The sequence below is a fragment of the Bacterioplanoides sp. genome (assembly GCF_965226395.1).
In the GTDB taxonomy this organism is placed as follows: Bacteria; Pseudomonadota; Gammaproteobacteria; order Pseudomonadales; family Oceanobacteraceae; genus Bacterioplanoides.
In genome coordinates this window covers 3809102-3826466 of sequence record NZ_OZ245358.1, presented here as the reverse complement: position 1 = coordinate 3826466, position 17365 = coordinate 3809102, and the positions used below count along the sequence as shown (strand labels likewise).

The 17365-nt window shown below is 48.7% G+C and carries 12 protein-coding genes and 1 pseudogene; 7 read left to right on the top strand and 6 right to left on the bottom strand.

Going from position 1 to position 17365, the window contains the following annotated elements; genetic code table 11:
• Nucleotide 1: 1 nt before the first annotated feature.
• The 3 genes from ACO05E_RS17545 to ACO05E_RS17535 all read right to left on the bottom strand — a co-directional run bounded on the left by ACO05E_RS17545 (nt 2) and on the right by ACO05E_RS17535 (nt 3845).
• A complete protein-coding gene (locus tag ACO05E_RS17545; RefSeq protein WP_419810783.1) occupies nt 2–424 on the bottom strand; it encodes a RusA family crossover junction endodeoxyribonuclease in 423 nt (140 codons plus the stop codon).
• The gene (locus ACO05E_RS17540; RefSeq protein ID WP_419810782.1) at nt 387–1040 is read right to left on the bottom strand and encodes a hypothetical protein; all 654 of its coding nucleotides are present in this window, start codon (nt 1038–1040) and stop codon (nt 387–389) included. The genes ACO05E_RS17545 and ACO05E_RS17540 overlap by 38 nt, the downstream gene beginning before the upstream one ends.
• A gap of 246 nt (nt 1041–1286) precedes the next feature.
• Nucleotides 1287–3845, bottom strand: coding sequence for a DNA-directed RNA polymerase (locus tag ACO05E_RS17535; RefSeq protein ID WP_419810781.1), 2559 nt, complete (start codon nt 3843–3845; stop codon nt 1287–1289).
• Between the two features lie 357 nt (nt 3846–4202).
• Here ACO05E_RS17535 and queA point away from each other — a divergent pair, with 357 nt between their 5' ends.
• The 5 genes from queA to secF all read left to right on the top strand — a co-directional run bounded on the left by queA (nt 4203) and on the right by secF (nt 9746).
• The gene (gene queA, locus ACO05E_RS17530) at nt 4203–5279 is read left to right on the top strand and encodes a tRNA preQ1(34) S-adenosylmethionine ribosyltransferase-isomerase QueA (RefSeq protein WP_419810780.1); all 1077 of its coding nucleotides are present in this window, start codon (nt 4203–4205) and stop codon (nt 5277–5279) included.
• A gap of 13 nt (nt 5280–5292) precedes the next feature.
• Nucleotides 5293–6456, top strand: coding sequence for a tRNA guanosine(34) transglycosylase Tgt (gene tgt / locus ACO05E_RS17525; RefSeq protein ID WP_419810779.1), 1164 nt, complete (start codon nt 5293–5295; stop codon nt 6454–6456).
• A gap of 69 nt (nt 6457–6525) precedes the next feature.
• On the top strand, nt 6526–6885 hold the full coding sequence (gene yajC, locus ACO05E_RS17520) for a preprotein translocase subunit YajC (protein WP_419810778.1): 360 nt from the start codon (nt 6526–6528) through the stop codon (nt 6883–6885).
• 84 nt (nt 6886–6969) lie between these two features.
• The gene (gene secD, locus ACO05E_RS17515; protein ID WP_419810777.1) at nt 6970–8829 is read left to right on the top strand and encodes a protein translocase subunit SecD; all 1860 of its coding nucleotides are present in this window, start codon (nt 6970–6972) and stop codon (nt 8827–8829) included.
• A complete protein-coding gene (gene secF, locus ACO05E_RS17510) occupies nt 8826–9746 on the top strand; it encodes a protein translocase subunit SecF (protein WP_419810776.1) in 921 nt (306 codons plus the stop codon). Before secD ends, secF begins: the two co-directional genes overlap by 4 nt.
• Before the next feature lie 100 nt (nt 9747–9846).
• Here secF and ACO05E_RS17505 read toward each other — a convergent pair whose 3' ends face one another.
• Together ACO05E_RS17505 and ACO05E_RS17500 are read right to left on the bottom strand one after the other, a co-directional pair.
• Nucleotides 9847–13017: an ABC transporter substrate binding protein gene (locus ACO05E_RS17505; RefSeq protein WP_419810775.1), complete on the bottom strand. Its 3171-nt coding sequence runs from the start codon at nt 13015–13017 to the stop codon at nt 9847–9849.
• Nucleotides 13018–13127: 110 nt separating this feature from the next.
• Nucleotides 13128–13856: pseudogene (locus tag ACO05E_RS17500) on the bottom strand (phosphoadenylyl-sulfate reductase); the annotation flags it as partial.
• Nucleotides 13857–14112: 256 nt separating this feature from the next.
• On the opposite strand from ACO05E_RS17500, the gene thrH reads away from it, so the two are divergent.
• The gene (thrH, locus tag ACO05E_RS17495; RefSeq protein ID WP_419810774.1) at nt 14113–14730 is read left to right on the top strand and encodes a bifunctional phosphoserine phosphatase/homoserine phosphotransferase ThrH; all 618 of its coding nucleotides are present in this window, start codon (nt 14113–14115) and stop codon (nt 14728–14730) included.
• 50 nt (nt 14731–14780) lie between these two features.
• Here thrH and ACO05E_RS17490 read toward each other — a convergent pair whose 3' ends face one another.
• Nucleotides 14781–16037, bottom strand: a complete 1257-nt coding sequence (locus ACO05E_RS17490; RefSeq protein WP_419810773.1) for an anthranilate synthase component I family protein — start codon at nt 16035–16037, stop codon at nt 14781–14783.
• 355 nt (nt 16038–16392) lie between these two features.
• Here ACO05E_RS17490 and ACO05E_RS17485 point away from each other — a divergent pair, with 355 nt between their 5' ends.
• A complete protein-coding gene (locus ACO05E_RS17485; protein WP_419810772.1) occupies nt 16393–17340 on the top strand; it encodes a DUF6160 family protein in 948 nt (315 codons plus the stop codon).
• Nucleotides 17341–17365: the final 25 nt, after the last annotated feature.

The following is a 17365-nucleotide window of genomic DNA, read 5'->3' as shown; positions in this document are numbered from 1 at the left end:
ATTAATCCAATCTAAATAAGTGAATCGTTAATTCACCACCTTTAACAACATCGCCACGAACCACGCGCAGATCATCTATGAGACAGTCATCGTCATAGACTTCAGCGTGTGTTAATGCGTCCAGAAGGGCCTTTTTGATGTTGTCTACATCGCGTCGCCTGCGGTCAGGCGGGTACATTTCTACCCATAAACGGATGCGGCAATCTAAGGTCTTCAACAGCATGGGTCGGATTAAGTCTCCAACCTCTTGACGGAACTGTTTGCCATGCGCCTTGATAAAGACACGACCTGTTCTCGTTCTGCCGTAGTAGTTGTTTATTGAAGGTGGGTAAGGGAGGCGAAGGGACAGCAAATGTGTCCCCTCTGTATCGAAAAGCGGCGAGACCTTAATAATCGGCCCCGTCGTCGTCGTCTTCACCGGCACCGTCGTCGTCCTGATAGTTGTCAACACCAGAAGGAATTGACGACTCATAGCCGGAACCGTCGAAGCCGTCTTCATCATCGAAGCCGTTGGCCGCGCCGTTGAACTCGACCAGTTCAATCACCTGCACTGCAACCAGATCGTTAGTAATCAGCAGCTCTTTGCTGGAAGCGACAGCAGCTTTACGGTTGCGGAACTTGACGCGAACGATAGAGCCGCCGCTTGGCTTCAGACCGGCAACAGTTTTACGGCTTGCGTCCAGAGTTGGGATCGTATTCACGGTGTAGGACTTGCCGGTTTTCTTACTGTGCAGCTTGTGGTTCTGCTTGAACTTCATAATCAGGCGGCCAGTTTCATCGCCTTCTTCATCCAGCTCTTCAACCAAGCGTGAAGCGGTCTTCCACTTCTTACGCTTCTTATCTTCTTCAACCAGTTCAGCCCAAGCGGCTTCTTCCATTTCGCGGTAATCGGAAATGAACTCAGCGTGTTCAGGGTTGGCAGGATCAAGTGCAATGAAGGCGATGAACTCACCGTCAGTGTTGTACTTGAAATCAGGTGAATCTAAACGTGCAAACTGAAGTTCAACACGGGGAGTAATTTTGTCTTTGGATAATTCCATAATGCTCACTGGTGGTTTTGGTATTTGTGTCTGAGGGTTTCCACATCGAAGCCCAGCTCCAACAGCTGAACCTCAATATCAAGTGGAACGTCGTGACCGCGCCGCCATGACTCAATTGCTCGTGTCAGGACTGGCGGATCATCAGCGTGTTTTTTGTTGTCAGAAAAATTCATTCGGAAAACTTGAGAAAAATAATTTAAAGCTAAGTCGCACTCTTTTTAACAAGTCTTCCGATTTAGCGGATGTTTAGGCGAAAAAATAGGGGGAATTCTCCACTGCTGTAAGATCAAAGGAGCCGCGCAGAGGCAGGTCGGGTAGCTCAGTAATGACATCAGGGCCGATCTCATCTATTACCAAACTGCGGAGGTCTTTTAGTACATCATTTTCACTGTACATTTTTACGAACTCCTTTCTAAGCAATGACGCGAGGCCGTATTCCCCGCCCATTTTAGAAGCGTGGCAGCCGTAGGAGTCGTGAATCATTAAAAGATCAGTAATGCCGTTATCGTTCGCACTAAGAACCGTCATTGCAAGGGCGCTTGCATCCATCGAGTGTACAAAGTTGGCAGCGGTGGCTGAGCCTGACTTACGCACATCAATCTCATCCTGCTCAACGCTTAGGTTGAACATGATCATCTTACCTTCAAGGAACGTATGGACGCGTTTAGCTGTGGTCTTGTTGTACTGCTGATAGCATTGCCATCCCGATGGTGTGCGCCATTTGGCTGGGATATTGGCCTGAGCCAGAGGCTTTAAGACGGCCCGGATGTACGTCATTGCTTCACGCGCTGCACGGACGACATGGCCGATCTGTTCCCAAACAATAGGGGAAAGATAGTTTGCTGCCTTTCGGCGGTCGATTTCCATGCGCCATTTACAGGGAGTACCTGCTTCGTACTTCTCCATGATGTATTCATAGATATAGCTGGTGCATGAGTTAATCGTCCCGGCATACGGAACCACCATGACCGGTCGTTTGCATGTCTTACGGTTAACCCCAAAGTCAAGCCAATCTTGCGCGTCAGCGTCGCCTTCGGCGCTCAGCAGCTGCAACCGGGCGATTACCTTGTCTGCTACTTGTTGGTAAATATCAGCCGGTGGTGTATTCAGCTCACTGACAAGGTTTGTAGCCGCTGCCCCTACTTCGTCACGCAGCATTGCACTGAAGTGCTGAAGGCCGTTGTTGGAGCCGTCCACTTGAATAGGCAGCTGGGACATGAAACCGTAACCTTCTTCAGTGAATCGTCGCCATTCATCAGCGAACGCCATGAAGCAGATAGGATCATCAGCTTCCATCCAGAAAGTCTCAGCCCACGGGTCTTTAGCAGCGTTGCATATTTGCTCTGTGTGCTCCTGCACCCACTGGATACGCTCAGGGAATGTCACCTTGTCTACGCCGAAGCAGTTTGCACCTTGAATTGCCAGCCAGTCTGCCGCCTCTTTTGTAGCAATAGGCTCAGCATTGCGGAAGCGTAGCAGTCCTTTGGAGGTGTCGGAGCCTTGAGGTGATAACGCATCTGCTACTGCATAGAATCGGCCACGCCAGTCACATGAATAACCAAAGTACAGGCCGTCGGGATACTCTGCATATTGGTCTGCCAGCGCCAGTAGTCGGTTAAAAAGGAGGCGACGGCCAATGATGGAGTTATTTCGGATGTCGATCTCCCGGCACTCATTGCGCCATAAGTCGAACTCTGCTGTCTGTTCTTCGGTCATGTCCTCTTTTTTTAGGGAAGGGAAGGGGTTGGGCGGCAGGCTGTTCACTTCCGCTTGAGGGATTTTCCCGACAGAAAGCCCGGCCTCTTTAATTTCTTTTACTAAGCCGTGAGTGAACGGGTTAATCTCTAACGCGGTTTGCCCAAGAATGTTGGCAGCCTTAATGTGTTTCCACGATTCGCGGTCACTGTTAAGTAGCTCCTTATGTTTCCGATTGCGAGTACGTACAAGCTCTAAGCCGTAAGCTGTGTAGTCCTCCATGAAATAAAACACACCGTCACTTACCGATGTCCACGGACGGGGCGGAAGTGGAATAGCACCGAAAGTTGAATTCCGTGTAGATAGCTCATCATTAGTGCGTTCAATCAAATGCAGAAGCCGTAGAGAGGGCCGCAGCATTGGAATGTTCTGCGCTCGCATCTTCTGGTAGCCGACTTCCCATAAGCGTGTGTGTTGAATCACGACACTGATAAGGGCCATGCCTGCCTTGATATGGTCATCATTTGTCCAGCGGTCATCCTTGTTGAGAATTTTCATCGCTAAACCGCGCATCTTTTTTCGGGTGTAACTGGAGTGGTTTTTCTGCATCGCCAGACGGCGCTCAGTCGCCACTACCCACGCGGAGTTGACTTGCGCAGCGTTTGAAATCATCCATTCATCTTCAATGCGGATACCAATACGCCGGGCAACGGACAGTAGTTGCACCTCTGTACCTAAGACAAGCATTGTTTTCATGGCGATCATTGCCGCTTGTTCTGGGGTCACATACCCAGCCAGCTTTAGGCCGTTTGCACCTTTGACAGCTTTACCGATCAGGGCCTGCTCAAGCGCCTCTTCAAGTTTTTCAGCAACTCTGCCTACCGTAGTGCGGAGTATCCCGCGAGCGGCCTGAGTCTCAGCATCTCGGCCCAGCTCAACAGCTTTTTCAAAGTTACTGTAGAAGGCATCTCGTCCAGCTTGAACCATCTGCTGTTCAACATGACGTTGTAGTTCAAATAAATCAGTCATCGCTCTTACTTTGTAAAGTTTTGCGACATAGAGGGTCTTTTCTGAAAAATAAACGAAACCGGGTGGCACGTAAAACACCACTAAATCGCCATAGTGGCGGAGGATTCGAGAAAAGTGCCTCGATGTCGAAGAAGTGAAGGAAATGGCCGGGAGGCCAGTGTTCATGCGGGGCGGAGGGATCAATTGCGACTATGCGGCGGTTGGCAGGGGCTTTTGAATCCCCTGCGTCTACCAATTTCGCCACTCTGGCAAATCGGCATCTGCTGTGTCAGTGGCGGCGCATTCTACAGATGATATTTGGGGTGTCAACACTTTTTTTCTAATGATTTCCTTAACTTAGTGAAACTTATCCGGTAATCTTGCGCACTTCTTAATCAGAGTGTCAGGCAACCAAGGCTGCCACTCGTTTCGTGACGATTCCACGACTGCATCAGAAACATGAAAACCAGTGATTTTAATTTTGAATTGCCCGACGAGCTGATTGCCCGTTACCCCATGGCAGAGCGTAGTGCGTCGCGTCTGTTATGTTTGAATGGCGAAAACGGTGATGTAGCGCATCATATTTTCCGCGACATTGAGTCCATGTTGGAGTCGGGTGATCTATTGGTGTTTAACAACACCAAGGTGATTCCTGCACGCTTATATGGCGAGAAAGAAAGCGGCGGTAAGCTGGAAGCGCTGATTGAACGCGTTTTAGGTGAGCATGAGGCGCTAGCCCATATCAAATGCTCCCGTTCTCCTAAGCCCGGGCAGACGATTTATCTCGGTGGCTCTAAAGAAGACGGCACCGCAGTTGAAGTGCTGGGTCGTAAAGACGCCTTGTTTCACCTGAAGTTCTGCGGTGACAAGCCGTTGCTGGCATTGCTGGATGATGTTGGTCATATGCCATTGCCACCGTATATGGAACGTGATGATGCGGAAGAAGATAAAGAACGTTATCAAACCGTATACGCGGAAAAACCCGGTGCAGTAGCGGCACCAACCGCCGGATTACACTTTGATGATGCGTTGATGGCCCGCCTAAAAGATAAAGGCGTTAATTTCGCGTATGTCACCCTGCATGTCGGTGCTGGTACGTTTCAGCCGGTTAAGGTGGATGATGTCACTAATCATCAGATGCACTCGGAGTATATTGAGGTGTCAGCTGACGTGGTGAATGCCGTTAAAACCACTCGCACCAATGGCAAGCGCGTTGTTGCGGTAGGAACGACCTCAGTGCGCAGTCTCGAAAGTGCCAGTCAGCAGGGTGAGATTGCTGAGTTTTACGACGACAGCGAAATTTTTATTTACCCGGGTTATCAGTTCCGCAGTGTTGATGCCATGATCACCAACTTCCATCTGCCGGAATCAACGCTGATTATGCTGGTATCGGCATTTGCTGGCAAAAGCCATGTGATGGCGGCGTATGAGCAAGCCATTAACGATCAATACCGTTTTTACAGTTATGGGGATGCCATGTTTGTGACTCCCCAGCAGCACTCTCAACAAACCCAGAATTTATCAAGTACTAAGTAGCAAGGCACAGGTTATGACTCGCAAATGTTTTATGGATTTTGAGCTGCACTCGGAAATCACCGATGGCAGCAGTCACGCACGTCGTGGCACCTTGAAATTCCCGCGCGGCGACGTACAGACTCCTGCATTTATGCCGGTGGGTACTTATGGCACGGTAAAAGGTCTGAATCCGGATCAGATTAATGATCTGGGAGCCGATATTATTCTTGGCAATACCTTCCACCTGATGCTGCGTCCGGGAACGGAAATTATCAAGCAGCACGGTGACCTGCACGATTTTATTGGTTGGGATAAGCCAATTCTGACCGACTCCGGCGGTTTTCAGGTATTCAGTCTGGGAGATATGCGCAAAATTACCGAAGAAGGGGTGACCTTCCAGTCTCCGGTAAACGGTGAGAAGGTGTTGATGACACCGGAAAGCTCGATGCAGGTTCAGCGCGATCTGGGTTCCGATATCGTCATGATCTTTGACGAGTGCACACCGTATCCGGCCACGGAAAAAGAAGCCGCAGACTCCATGCGTATGTCATTACGCTGGGCTAAGCGTTCCAAAGATGCACATGGCGACAATCCATCTGCCTTGTTTGGCATTATCCAGGGCGGTATGTACGAAGAGTTGCGTGATGAATCTCTCGAAGGGCTGACCGATATTGGCTTTGACGGTTATGCCATTGGTGGCTTAAGTGTGGGTGAACCAAAGCCGGATATGATGCGTGTGCTGAAGCATACCGCACCGAAAATGCCGAAAGATAAACCGCGTTATCTGATGGGAGTAGGCAAGCCAGAAGATCTGGTGGAAGGTGTGCGTCGTGGTGTGGATATGTTTGACTGCGTTATGCCAACCCGTAATGCCCGTAACTCACACCTGTTTACCTCAACCGGAGTGCTTAAAATCCGTAATGCTGCAAACCGCACCAGCACTGAGCCAGTAGACAGTGAATGTGATTGCTACACCTGTAAAAACTTTACCCGTGCTTACCTGCATCACCTGGATAAATGTAAAGAAATTTTAGGCGCCACTTTAAATAGCATTCATAACCTCCATTATTACCAGACATTGATGGCTGGTTTGCGCCGCTCTCTGGAAGAAGGTACATTTGCCGACTTTGTTGATGAGTTCTATGCCAAACGAGGCATGGAAACGCCACCGCTGGAAGCCGCTGCTGAAGCGGAATAATTCAGAAATTTAATCAAATCGGTGCTGCTGTGGCACCGATACTATTGTGATCAATTTGGGGAAACTTGAATGAAATTATTGTTCGCCGTACTGGCATTAGCAACATCACCTCTGGCTTTAGCTGAAGCCGGTGCTGCACAACCGATGGGTGTTACCGGCCAGTTGATTTTTCTGGGCGGCTTCCTGTTAATCTTCTACTTCTTACTGTGGCGCCCACAAAGCAAGCGTCAGAAAGAGCATAAGAATCTTATTGGTGGTCTGGGCAAAGGCGATGAAGTCGTGACTGCTGGCGGTATCGTTGGCAAGGTAACCAAAGTCACTGATGACTTTATTGTGGTTGAAGTGGCAAGCGGAGTAGAGCTGCCGGTTCAGAAAGTTGCGGTAACCGCAGCCCTGCCAAAAGGCACCATTAAAGAAATCAAAGCGTAAACCGCTGAATTAAACCCGACTCTCATCCGACAGTCGGGTTTATTTTTATCAGACGCTCTCGAAATAAAGGAAAAGGGCAGTTGTATGCTCAATAAAACCCCCATCTGGAAACACATTCTGATTGTGCTGGTGTTGCTGATGTCAGCAATCTACGCCGCACCGAACCTGTATCCGCCCGATCCGGCCATTCAGGTGACGCCGGCACGCTCCGGTGCTGAAATGAGCGAAGCCACGCTGGAGCGTGTGCGCAGTGCTCTGGCTAATAATGAAATCGAATACTTCGGTGAAGAAGTGACCGGCGCGACAGCGCTGTTTCGTTTAACCCAGACTGATCATCAACTCCCTGCCAAAGCGGCTGTACAGCGCTTATTGGGCGACGAGTTTATTGTTGCTCTGAACCTGGCACCAACCACGCCGGATTGGTTGCTGGATCTGGGTGCCGGGCCAATGACACTGGGTCTGGATTTGAGTGGTGGTGTGCACTTCCTGATGGAAGTGGATATGGAAGACTACCTGGCCGGTAAGTTTAAGAACTACCGTAATGAATTGCGTAACAAGCTGCGTGAAGAAAAGCTGAAATATCGCCGCATTCAGGTAGAAGGTTCGATCTTGCGTATCAGCTTTAAAGACGAAGCGGTGCGTGACGAAGCGTCTGATTTTATTGCCCGTAACTACAACGAATTTATCCGCAACAGCGAAGACAATGGTGAGTTTTATGATCTGGTGCTGCGTGTTACCGAGCAGCGTATCAAGTCGTTTGAAGACTATGCCATCAAACAAAACCTGACGACTATTCGCAACCGGGTGAATGAGCTGGGTGTGGCTGAACCTCTGGTTCAGCGTCAGGGCCGTAACCGTATTGTGGTCGAACTGCCGGGTGTGCAAGACACTGCTGAAGCGAAGAAAATTCTGGGTAAAGCGGCGAATCTGGAATTCCGTTTGGAAGCTGAGCCGGGTGCCAGCCGTTTCTCGACCGAAGAATACCCGTTCCGTAATGATGAATTCCGTACCGCGCGCCTGCAGAAAACCATTATCACCACCGGTGATAGTGTGACCAATGCCCAGCCGTCGTTTGATGAGAATGGTTTCCCTCAGGTCAATATTGATCTGGATTCTAAGGGCGGGGCGCGCATGACTCAGGTAACGCGCAAAAACATCAAGCGTCGTATGGCAGTGCTGTTTGTTGAGCGTAAGCCTAAAACGACCTATGAGATGGTTGATGGCGTTGAGACGCCAAAAACCGTTCAGGTGGTCGAGAAGTCGATTATCTCTCTGGCAACCATTCAGAGCACACTGGGTTCCAGCTTCCGTATCACTGGTCTGGAAACTGCCGAAGCGACAGAGCTGGCGCTGTTACTGCGTGCCGGTGCTTTAGCTGCGCCGATGTTTTTTGTTGAAGAGCGGACGGTTGGCCCAAGCCTGGGTAAAGAAAACATTGAACTGGGTACTCAATCCGTTGTGCTGGGTCTGGCATTAGTGCTGGTTGCCATGGTGGTGTTCTACCGCTTGTTTGGCCTGGTGGCGAATATTGCGCTGGTGGCGAATCTGGTGATTCTGATTGCCCTGATGTCGATTATTGGTGCCACGCTGACCTTGCCGGGTATTGCCGGTATTGTGTTAACCGTGGGTATGGCGGTGGATGCTAATGTACTGATCTTCTCGCGTATCCGCGAAGAGTTGTTGGCAGGTCGCTCTCCACAACAGGCCATTCATGAAGGCTATAACCGTGCGTTTGTCACCATTCTCGATGCTAACTTAACCACCTTGCTGGTAGCCGTGATTCTGTTTGCTGCAGGTACCGGTCCGGTGAAAGGTTTCGCTGTGACCCTGTCGTTCGGCATCATCACTTCTATGTTTACTGCCATCGTACTGACCCGTGCGATTATCAATGCCATCTATGGTGGCCGTCGTATTGATTCACTGTCTATCGGAGGTCAGTCATGAGCAAAGTACCTTCCTACGATTTTATGAAGCTGCGCATGGCAGCATTGGCGCTGTCGGCGTTATTGATCATTGCCTCGATTGGTTCTCTGGTTACTCAGGGGTTAAACCTTGGCCTGGATTTCACCGGTGGCACACTGCTGGAAGTGGAATATGAGCAGCCGGAGAGTCTCGATAAAATTACTCAGGTGCTGAACGGCGCCGGTTATAAAGATGTGGTGGTGCAGAACTTTGGTTCTGAAACCGACTTGCTGGTGCGTATGTCTGAAGCATTCCGCGACGATCTGGGTAATGAAGTATTGCTGGTTCTGCAGCAGGCGGTTGAGGGTAATGAAATCACCCTGAAACGCTCTGAATTTGTGGGCGCCAATGTCGGTGAAGAATTGCGTGATCAGGGCGGCTTAGCTCTGTTGTTGGCGCTGTTTATTGTGATGATTTACGTTGCTGCGCGCTTCCAGTTTAAGTTCTCTGTGGGTGCGGTTGCGGCGTTATTTCACGATGTGGTGATTATTCTTGGCTTCTTCTCGTTGTTCCAGTGGGATTTCGATTTAACCGTATTGGCTGCCTTGCTGGCGGTGATTGGTTATTCCCTGAACGATACCATTGTGGTGGCAGACCGCATTCGTGAAAACTTCCGTATTGTGCGTAATGGTGGCCCGATAACCGTGATTAATGAGTCTCTTAATCAGACCCTGGGTCGTACCATTATGACCTCGTTAACCACGGCTCTGGTATTGGCGGCCCTGATGGTTGTCGGCGGCGAGCTGATTCACAATTTTGCGCTGGCCTTGATGATTGGTGTGGTTGTGGGTACCTATTCGTCGATTTATGTGGCGGCGAATATTCTGCTGATGATGAATATCAGTCGTGAAGATCTGATGCCACCTGAACTGGAAGAAGAGGAAGACGACCGTCCTTAAGCGGATTGTCTTGTTACCAGCAAAAAAGAGCCCCAGTGGTGTTACCGCTGGGGCTCTTTTGTTTTGTGGAGCTTATTTTGCTTCAGTTATTTTGCTGTACTTATACGATGTCGGACTTAAAGGTTTGGCAAAACTGTCGGAAATCATCAGCGGGCAAGGGTCTGCTGTATAAATACCCTTGAGCTTCATTGCAGCCAATGCTCTTCAGGTATTCAGCCTGTTCCTGAGTTTCCACCCCTTCAGCAATCACTTTTAAGTTCAGCGTATCCGCTAACGCCATAATAGTACGGGCAATTGCCATATCATCCTGATCATCGGGAATGTCGCGAACAAAGGATTTATCAATTTTTAATTTACGGATAGGGAGTTTTTTCAGATAACTCAGCGATGAATAGCCGGTACCAAAATCATCAATCGCCAGTTCAATCCCCATATTATCCAGGGCTGACAGCTGCTTGATGGACGCCTCATGCTGCATTACAAAGGTTTCTGTGACTTCCAGCGCCAGTTGTCTGGAAGTCAGATTAAAGGTTTGCAGTGCCTGCTCTACCTGATCAATCAGATTGTCGTGGGTGATTTGTGGCCCGGCAACATTAACGGCAATTGGGCCGATATCAATGCCTTCGTTGTTCCATTGTTGTATCTGACGTGCGGCTTCCTGTAATACCCAGGCACCAATGGAATGAATCAGCCCGGTTTCTTCAGTAATAGGAATAAACTGATCCGGAGGGACAAAGCCGAGCTTCTGACTGTTCCAGCGCAGCAGAGCTTCGGCACCAACCAGTTGCCCGGTTTTCAGATTGATTTGTGGCTGATAGTGCAGACTGAATTCATTACGGCGAATGGCGTGGCGTAACTCAGTTTCCATTTCGACACGTTTGATAACTTCCTGGGTGAATTGTTCGGTGTAGAACTGATAGGTATTACGTCCCTGTTTTTTGGCCCGATACATGGCTGTGTCGGCGTTTTTTAATAATTCATCCGCGGATTGACCATCTTGCGGATATAAGCAAATTCCGAGACTGGCGGAAATCTCAATCTGTCCGGTGTAAATTTCAATTGGTTGCTGCAGAGTCTCCAGAATTTTCTTCGCAAGCGAAGAGCATTTCTCTGCGTTACCAACATCATCAAAGAGCAGCACAAACTCATCGCCACCCACCCGTGCAACCGTGTCTTTTTCTCGCACAGTTTGTTTCAGCAGAATGGCAATTTTCTTTAACAAGTCATCCCCGGCAGTATGGCCCAGGCTGTCATTAATGTTTTTAAAATTGTCTAGATCCAGAAACATCAGGGCAAAAGCATGTTGGCTGCGGTCGGCATGACGAATAGCTTGTACAAGGCGCTCGGTTAGCAGTGAGCGATTCGGCAGGTTGGTCAGGGTGTCATGATAGGCTAGGTGAAGCACTTCCTGCTGGGATTGTTTGATTTCACTGATGTCCGAAAAAACAGACACGTAATGACTGATTTGATTGCTTTCGTTATAGACCGCACTGATGGTTTGCCATACTGGGTAGAAGCTACCGTCTTTACGTTTATTAACCAGCTCACCGCTCCAGCTGCCTTGTTCATTCAGCTTCTGCCATAATTCATGGTAAAACCCTTCATTTTGTTGGCCGGATTTCAGAAGAGAGGTGGGTTGTCCAAGCACTTCGTCATGGGTATAACCCGTGATATGGGTAAATGCCGGATTCACCTGAATGATATCGGTTTGAGGGTTGGTAATCACAACCCCTTCTGCAGTGTTGTCGACCACGCTGGCAGACAACCTTAAGGCTTCTTCGGATGCTTTACGCTTAGTGATGTCGCGGCCAACGCCCAATACCCCCAGGAGTGCTCCGCTCTCATGGTTATAGATGGGGGTCTTAATGGTCTCCAGTAAAATACTCCGGTCACTGAGTTGGACCCATTCTTCATTAACTAACGCCTGGTTGGCGTTGATGGCTTTTAAGTCGCGTTGCTGGAAGAAGTCAGCTAATTCCTTATCGACAAAATCGTGATCGGTTTTGCCAATAACATCTGCTGGTTTGACGCCATGCAGTTGCGCGAAGCTGTTGTTGCAAGTCAGAAAAACACCGGATGGATCTTTAATCCAGATCAGATCCGGAATGGTATCCATCAGCAGTCGGATCAGGCCGGAGCGGTCTTCGAGCTGTTTGCTGATAGCCCGGACTTTGACATTTTGGCGCGCCAGATAAATCGAGGAAGACAATAAAATAATAAACACAATGGCGGCTGTGATAATTAATTGTTTGTATTGTTCCCAGAAAGAGTCCGGCAAATTCACCCAGATGGCATGTTCCGGAGCCAGGTTTCGGGCAATCGAAAACCGTTGCAGCTGGCGGAAATTCAGCATGGTTGGATTAGGGCTGTTGCCCATTACCGGGATGTCTTTAGCTGCAGAGCCGGTCAGAATCGCTCTGGCCATTAACCCGGCTTGTCGGCCTTGCTCCTGATGGCTGACAACCACGCCGCCCAGCAAGCCGTTATCAATACCGTGCTCCCAGGGGTGGAAGACCGGCACCTGGGTGTGTTGTGTGATAAAGCTGAGACTGTCTTTAAAAGATAGATTCTGCTTCTCTGTATCTTCAAATGCTGAAATCAACAGCACGATATCGCGGTTGGATAGCTGCCCGAGTTGCTCTCCGAGTTGCTGCCAGCTGAGTTGCTTGAGTGACAGCTCCTGATGTCTCAGGCCCGGGAATGCATCCAGAGCGGTTTGTGCTGAGCGGATGTCGGCTTGTGCTGTAACGCGGTCATCAAATAATAAGTAAACGGTATCCCGTTCAGGCAGTAATTGTCTGCTCAGCGCGAATGTCTGTTCAAAAGAGGGTGCCTCAACAACGCCGGTTATCCATGGGTTATTTCCCAGAGAATGTGCTTTTTCGATGTCGTTAATTCCAAGAAACACAATCGGGGTCTGAGGGAATAACCCCTGCTGGTTGATGCTGGCGTAGTTCAGTGCGTTATCGTCGGCAGTGATAATCAGATCGTATGGTTCGCGCCTGCTGAGCTTATAGTGCAGCAGTTGGTGATAATAAGTTTGCGAGCGCGTGTCATTCAGGCGTTTGCTGTCCATAAACTCAATATCAATGATGGGACGCTGCTCAGAAAACGCGGACTGAAGGCCGCTCAGAATTTTGTCTGTGGTCGGAAAGTTAGGATGATAGGAATAGAGCAGCAGGATGCGTTTATTCGTTAACTCGGCTGAAATCGCCAGCGCTGGAATAAATAAGCACAAGGTGCTGAGAATAGTTATCAGAAATCTGGCCAACAGCTGCCTGCCTTAATGCTGCAAATGGGTTGCCAGGGCCTTTTTAGGCCCTGAGGCACGACAAATGTGCCTTGGCAAAAAGTATAGACAGAGTTTTCCGAAGTGCTAAATCAGCCTTTGCTAATAATGTTACCGGCATGTAAGCCACATTCTTTGTGGCCTGCGCCTTCCCACCACCAACGACCTTCGCGTTCGTGTTGGTTAGGAAGTGTGGCGCGTGTGCAGGGTTGGCAACCAATACTGACAAAACCCTGCTCATGCAGTTTATTGTAAGGTACATCGAATACCTTGATGTATTCCCATACCTGAGCAGAGGTCCATAACGCCAGCGGATTGTACTTAATTAATGTACCGTTACGGCCTGGAAAAGCACCATCTTCCTCGATCAGATTAACATCGCTTCGGGTTCCCGGGCTCTGGTCCCGTCGTTGCCCTGTAATCCAGGCATCCAGTGTTGCCAGCTTGTTGCGCAGTGGAGCAATTTTACGCACGCCACAACACTCCTGATGACCATCTTCATAGAAGCTGAACAGGCCTTTTTCACGAACAAAGTTCTGTAGTGCCTGTTGCTCTGGTGTCTGGATATCAATGGTGATGTTGTAGTGTTTACGGACCTGCTCGATAAACTCGTACGTTTCCGGATGTAAGCGGCCGGTATCAAGAGTAAACACTTTGACATCCGGGTTGATTTTAACCGCCATATCAATCAATACGACGTCTTCTGCGCCGCTGAAAGAAACCGCGATTGCATCATGATTTTCCAGAGCGTGGCGAATCAGTTCTTTCGGGCGTTTATCAGCGAATTGCTCATTCAATTCGGTCAGAGTGTCAGTCATGGGATGCTCATCTGCTGTTGGTTGGCCGCTGTTTAGTCATTAGTTGGTTTTTGGGCGGCAATATAACAGCGTAGGCTAACATGATCTTGATAGTTCATTTAATAATATAAAGTAATATTTGATAAGGGATTTTGTCATAAGTAAAAGTGCCGATTGTGGTTCGATGCACACTGTGAGTTGAGTATTGTTGGTCTAATCGCTAGAGTACGCGCCATTATCAACAACACACTACTAACAACAGAAATTATTTGGAGTTGTCATGGAAATCGCATGTCTTGATCTGGAAGGGGTATTGGTACCGGAAATTTGGATCGAATTTGCCAACAAAACCGGTATTGAAGAGCTTAAGGCAACGACCCGTGATATTCCCGATTACGATGTCCTGATGAAGCAGCGCCTGCGTATTCTGGATGAAAATAATCTGAAAATTCAGGATATCCAGGAAGTGATCGCCACGCTGGCACCGTTAGAAGGTGCGCGCGAATTTGTTGATTGGCTGCGTGAGCGCTTTCAGGTCATCATCCTGTCTGACACCTTTTATGAGTTTTCTCAGCCATTGATGCGCCAGTTGGGCTTCCCGACCTTGTTCTGTCACCGCCTGATTACTGATGACGAAGGCCGGGTAGTCGATTACAAACTGCGTCAGGCAGATCCGAAGCGCCAGTCCATTCGCGCGTTACAAACCATTTACTACCGCACTATTGCTGCGGGTGATTCCTACAATGACACCACCATGCTGGCGGAAGCGGATGCCGGCATTCTGTTCCATGCGCCACAAAATGTGATTGATGAGTTCCCGCAGTTCCCGGCGGTACATACCTATGAAGATCTGAAAAAAGAATTCATTAAAGCCAGTAACCGCGAACTGACGCTTTAAGTTAGTTGCACAGCCTGTGTGTTACACGCACAGGCTGCGTTCTGGCAGTGTTAGATTGGCGTTGCCAGAATTTTCCCAACTTTATTCATAATCTCCTGATATTCATCATCAGCGGTTGAGTCCACTGTAACGCCGCCGCCGCCCCAGCAGGTTGCCCCATCTTGGGCTGCCACAATGCTACGGATCAGAATATTAAAGTCTGCGTAGCCGGCATCATCAAAATAGCCTAATGAGCCACAATAAAGCCCACGTGGCTGACATTCGAGTTCTTCGATAATTTCCATCGCACGTCTTTTCGGCGCTCCGGTAATCGAACCGCCCGGGAATGCATCAAGAATCACGTCCGCCGCCGTTTTGTCCGGCCGTTTCTCAGCACTGATGGTGCTTACCAGATGATGCACATTGGCATGAGACTCTAATGCAAATAACTTCTCTGCTTTGACGCTATGTGGTGTGGCGTTAATGCTGAGGTCATTTCTCAGTAAATCAACAATCATCAGGTTCTCGGCCTGGTTCTTCAGACTGGATGATAATTGCTCAGCCAGTTGCTGATCTTCGGCCTGAGATTGTCCTCGTGGCAAGGTTCCTTTGATCGGACTGGTCTCGATGCGCTGGCCATCAACCCGGATAAAGCGCTCCGGACTGACGCTGAACAAGGTTTGCTGTTCGGTTTTGAAGTAGCCGCCAAATCTTGGATTAAATGATGTTAGTAATGGCAGAGGGGAGGCGTCGCGTAAATCACTATCGCAGTAAAATGGCATGGTCAGATTGATCTGATAACAATCGCCCGATTTCAGATATTCCTGCACCTGCTGAAAGGATTGCTGGTATTGATCTTTGTTCCATGCTGCCCGCCACTGGCGTGCATGTGGCTCCTCAGGAGGGAGTGGTTTGTCCAGCTGGTGCTGCAACGGCTGTAACCACTGCTTAATATCGTGCTCACTCAGGTTGTTCGGGTTTTGCAAAAAAACATCCCCGGAGTGAATATCCAATAATAGGCTGGCTGGATAGTAGTAGAACTCAGCGTCTAATGACTGACCAATATCCGGATAAGCAAAAGTGCCAGCCCAGCCGCTTTGAAAATGTTTATTGGGGTTAATTGCTGACTTAGTGTCAGTGGCTGAGTCGGGGCTAACAACTGAGCGAGCTGACAGCTTGTTCTTCAGGCTTTGTAGGTCAGACAGTCTCTCTGACGGCTGGTGACTCAATACCCATTGGTCGTTAAAGCAAAGTAATATTGGGTTATCCAACTGAGGGAGGGTGGATAGCACCTCAAGCGCCTGAAATTGTAACTTCTGATGTGACATTTTGAGCCAATAACTTAACTGGAATTTCTGTTTAACTATCTGAAAATAAAGGTTTTTTTCATCTACTGGGACGGTGGTCTTTGTTTTATCAGGGGCTTAACTCATCAACAACGTTAAGTTATGTAAAAAACTGCTGGACACCTAAAATAGGCCGTAATAGATTGTTTGCATTCTCCCACATCACTGGGAAAACAAAAATAATAAAAAGTGACTCTCAACGACCTCTGGTCGATCACTTTCTAAATCATGTAGTCAGATTCATCCGTCTTGCGGCTATTGCTAGCGTGGGGTGGTGATAGGGCAGGAAAAGCCCGACTTACTTAAGTAGAACAATAAAATTGGAGTGTACACTCACATGAAATTCTTAAAGAAAGCTACCCTCGCCGCGGCTATTGCAGCTGCTCCTTTTGCTGCGCAAGCAGAGCTGAAGGCTATGGATGATGCTGCTCTGTCAGCCACTACAGGTCAAGCTGGTGTGACCATTGAGATTGATATCGAAGGTGCCGGTGTCTCTGTTGGTGAAATTGAATACACCGATACTGGTTCTGGTGCTACGGGTGGTGGTTCTGTTCTGCTGCAAAACGTTAACATCAATAATGTTACGGGTCTGACTCAAACAATTGATATTAATGAAGAAGGCGATTTGCTGGTAACTCAGTCCGGTGTTACAGGTATGAGTGTTACCTTGGGTGATAATGCTGGTGCTGATAATCAATTTTCTGCTGTTGCTTTAAAAGGTACTAACGGCACTGCTGAATTGGTTGATAGTGTGTCTATCACCATGGATCTGGGTGATAGTGATATTACCATTCATAATATGGCGGATGGCTCAACACTGGGTGCAGCAGCGGGTGTAACCGGTACTAATGCAAACAACACATCCTCTGTAGCAATTCAGATGGCAACCAGTGTTCAGATTACCGATCTGGATGCCCAGCTGTTTGGTTATACTCAGGATCAGGCCAATAACCGTGTTGCTGCAGCTGCTGGTAAAGATCTTTCTGCTGGTGACACGTTAACTGCGGTTGAACAGGCTCAGGCAAATGCGTTGGCAGATGGTGGTGCTGTAACTATCGAAAATCTGACATTTGACAATAATGGTGCGGCGGCAACAATCAATCAGACAGTTTGGGCTGATAGTGATGGCGTGTACATCCAAATGGGCCAAATTCAGGGTGATTTGACTATTGGTAGTATTGGTATCGGTAACAATGCTGCAGGACAGCCGCTGTCCATTGGTTCGGTTGCTGTACGTGATATTAATCTGTCTGGTTTAACTCAACGGATTTCCGGTCACGACTGATTTTTATCCTTTCATAAAAACCCGC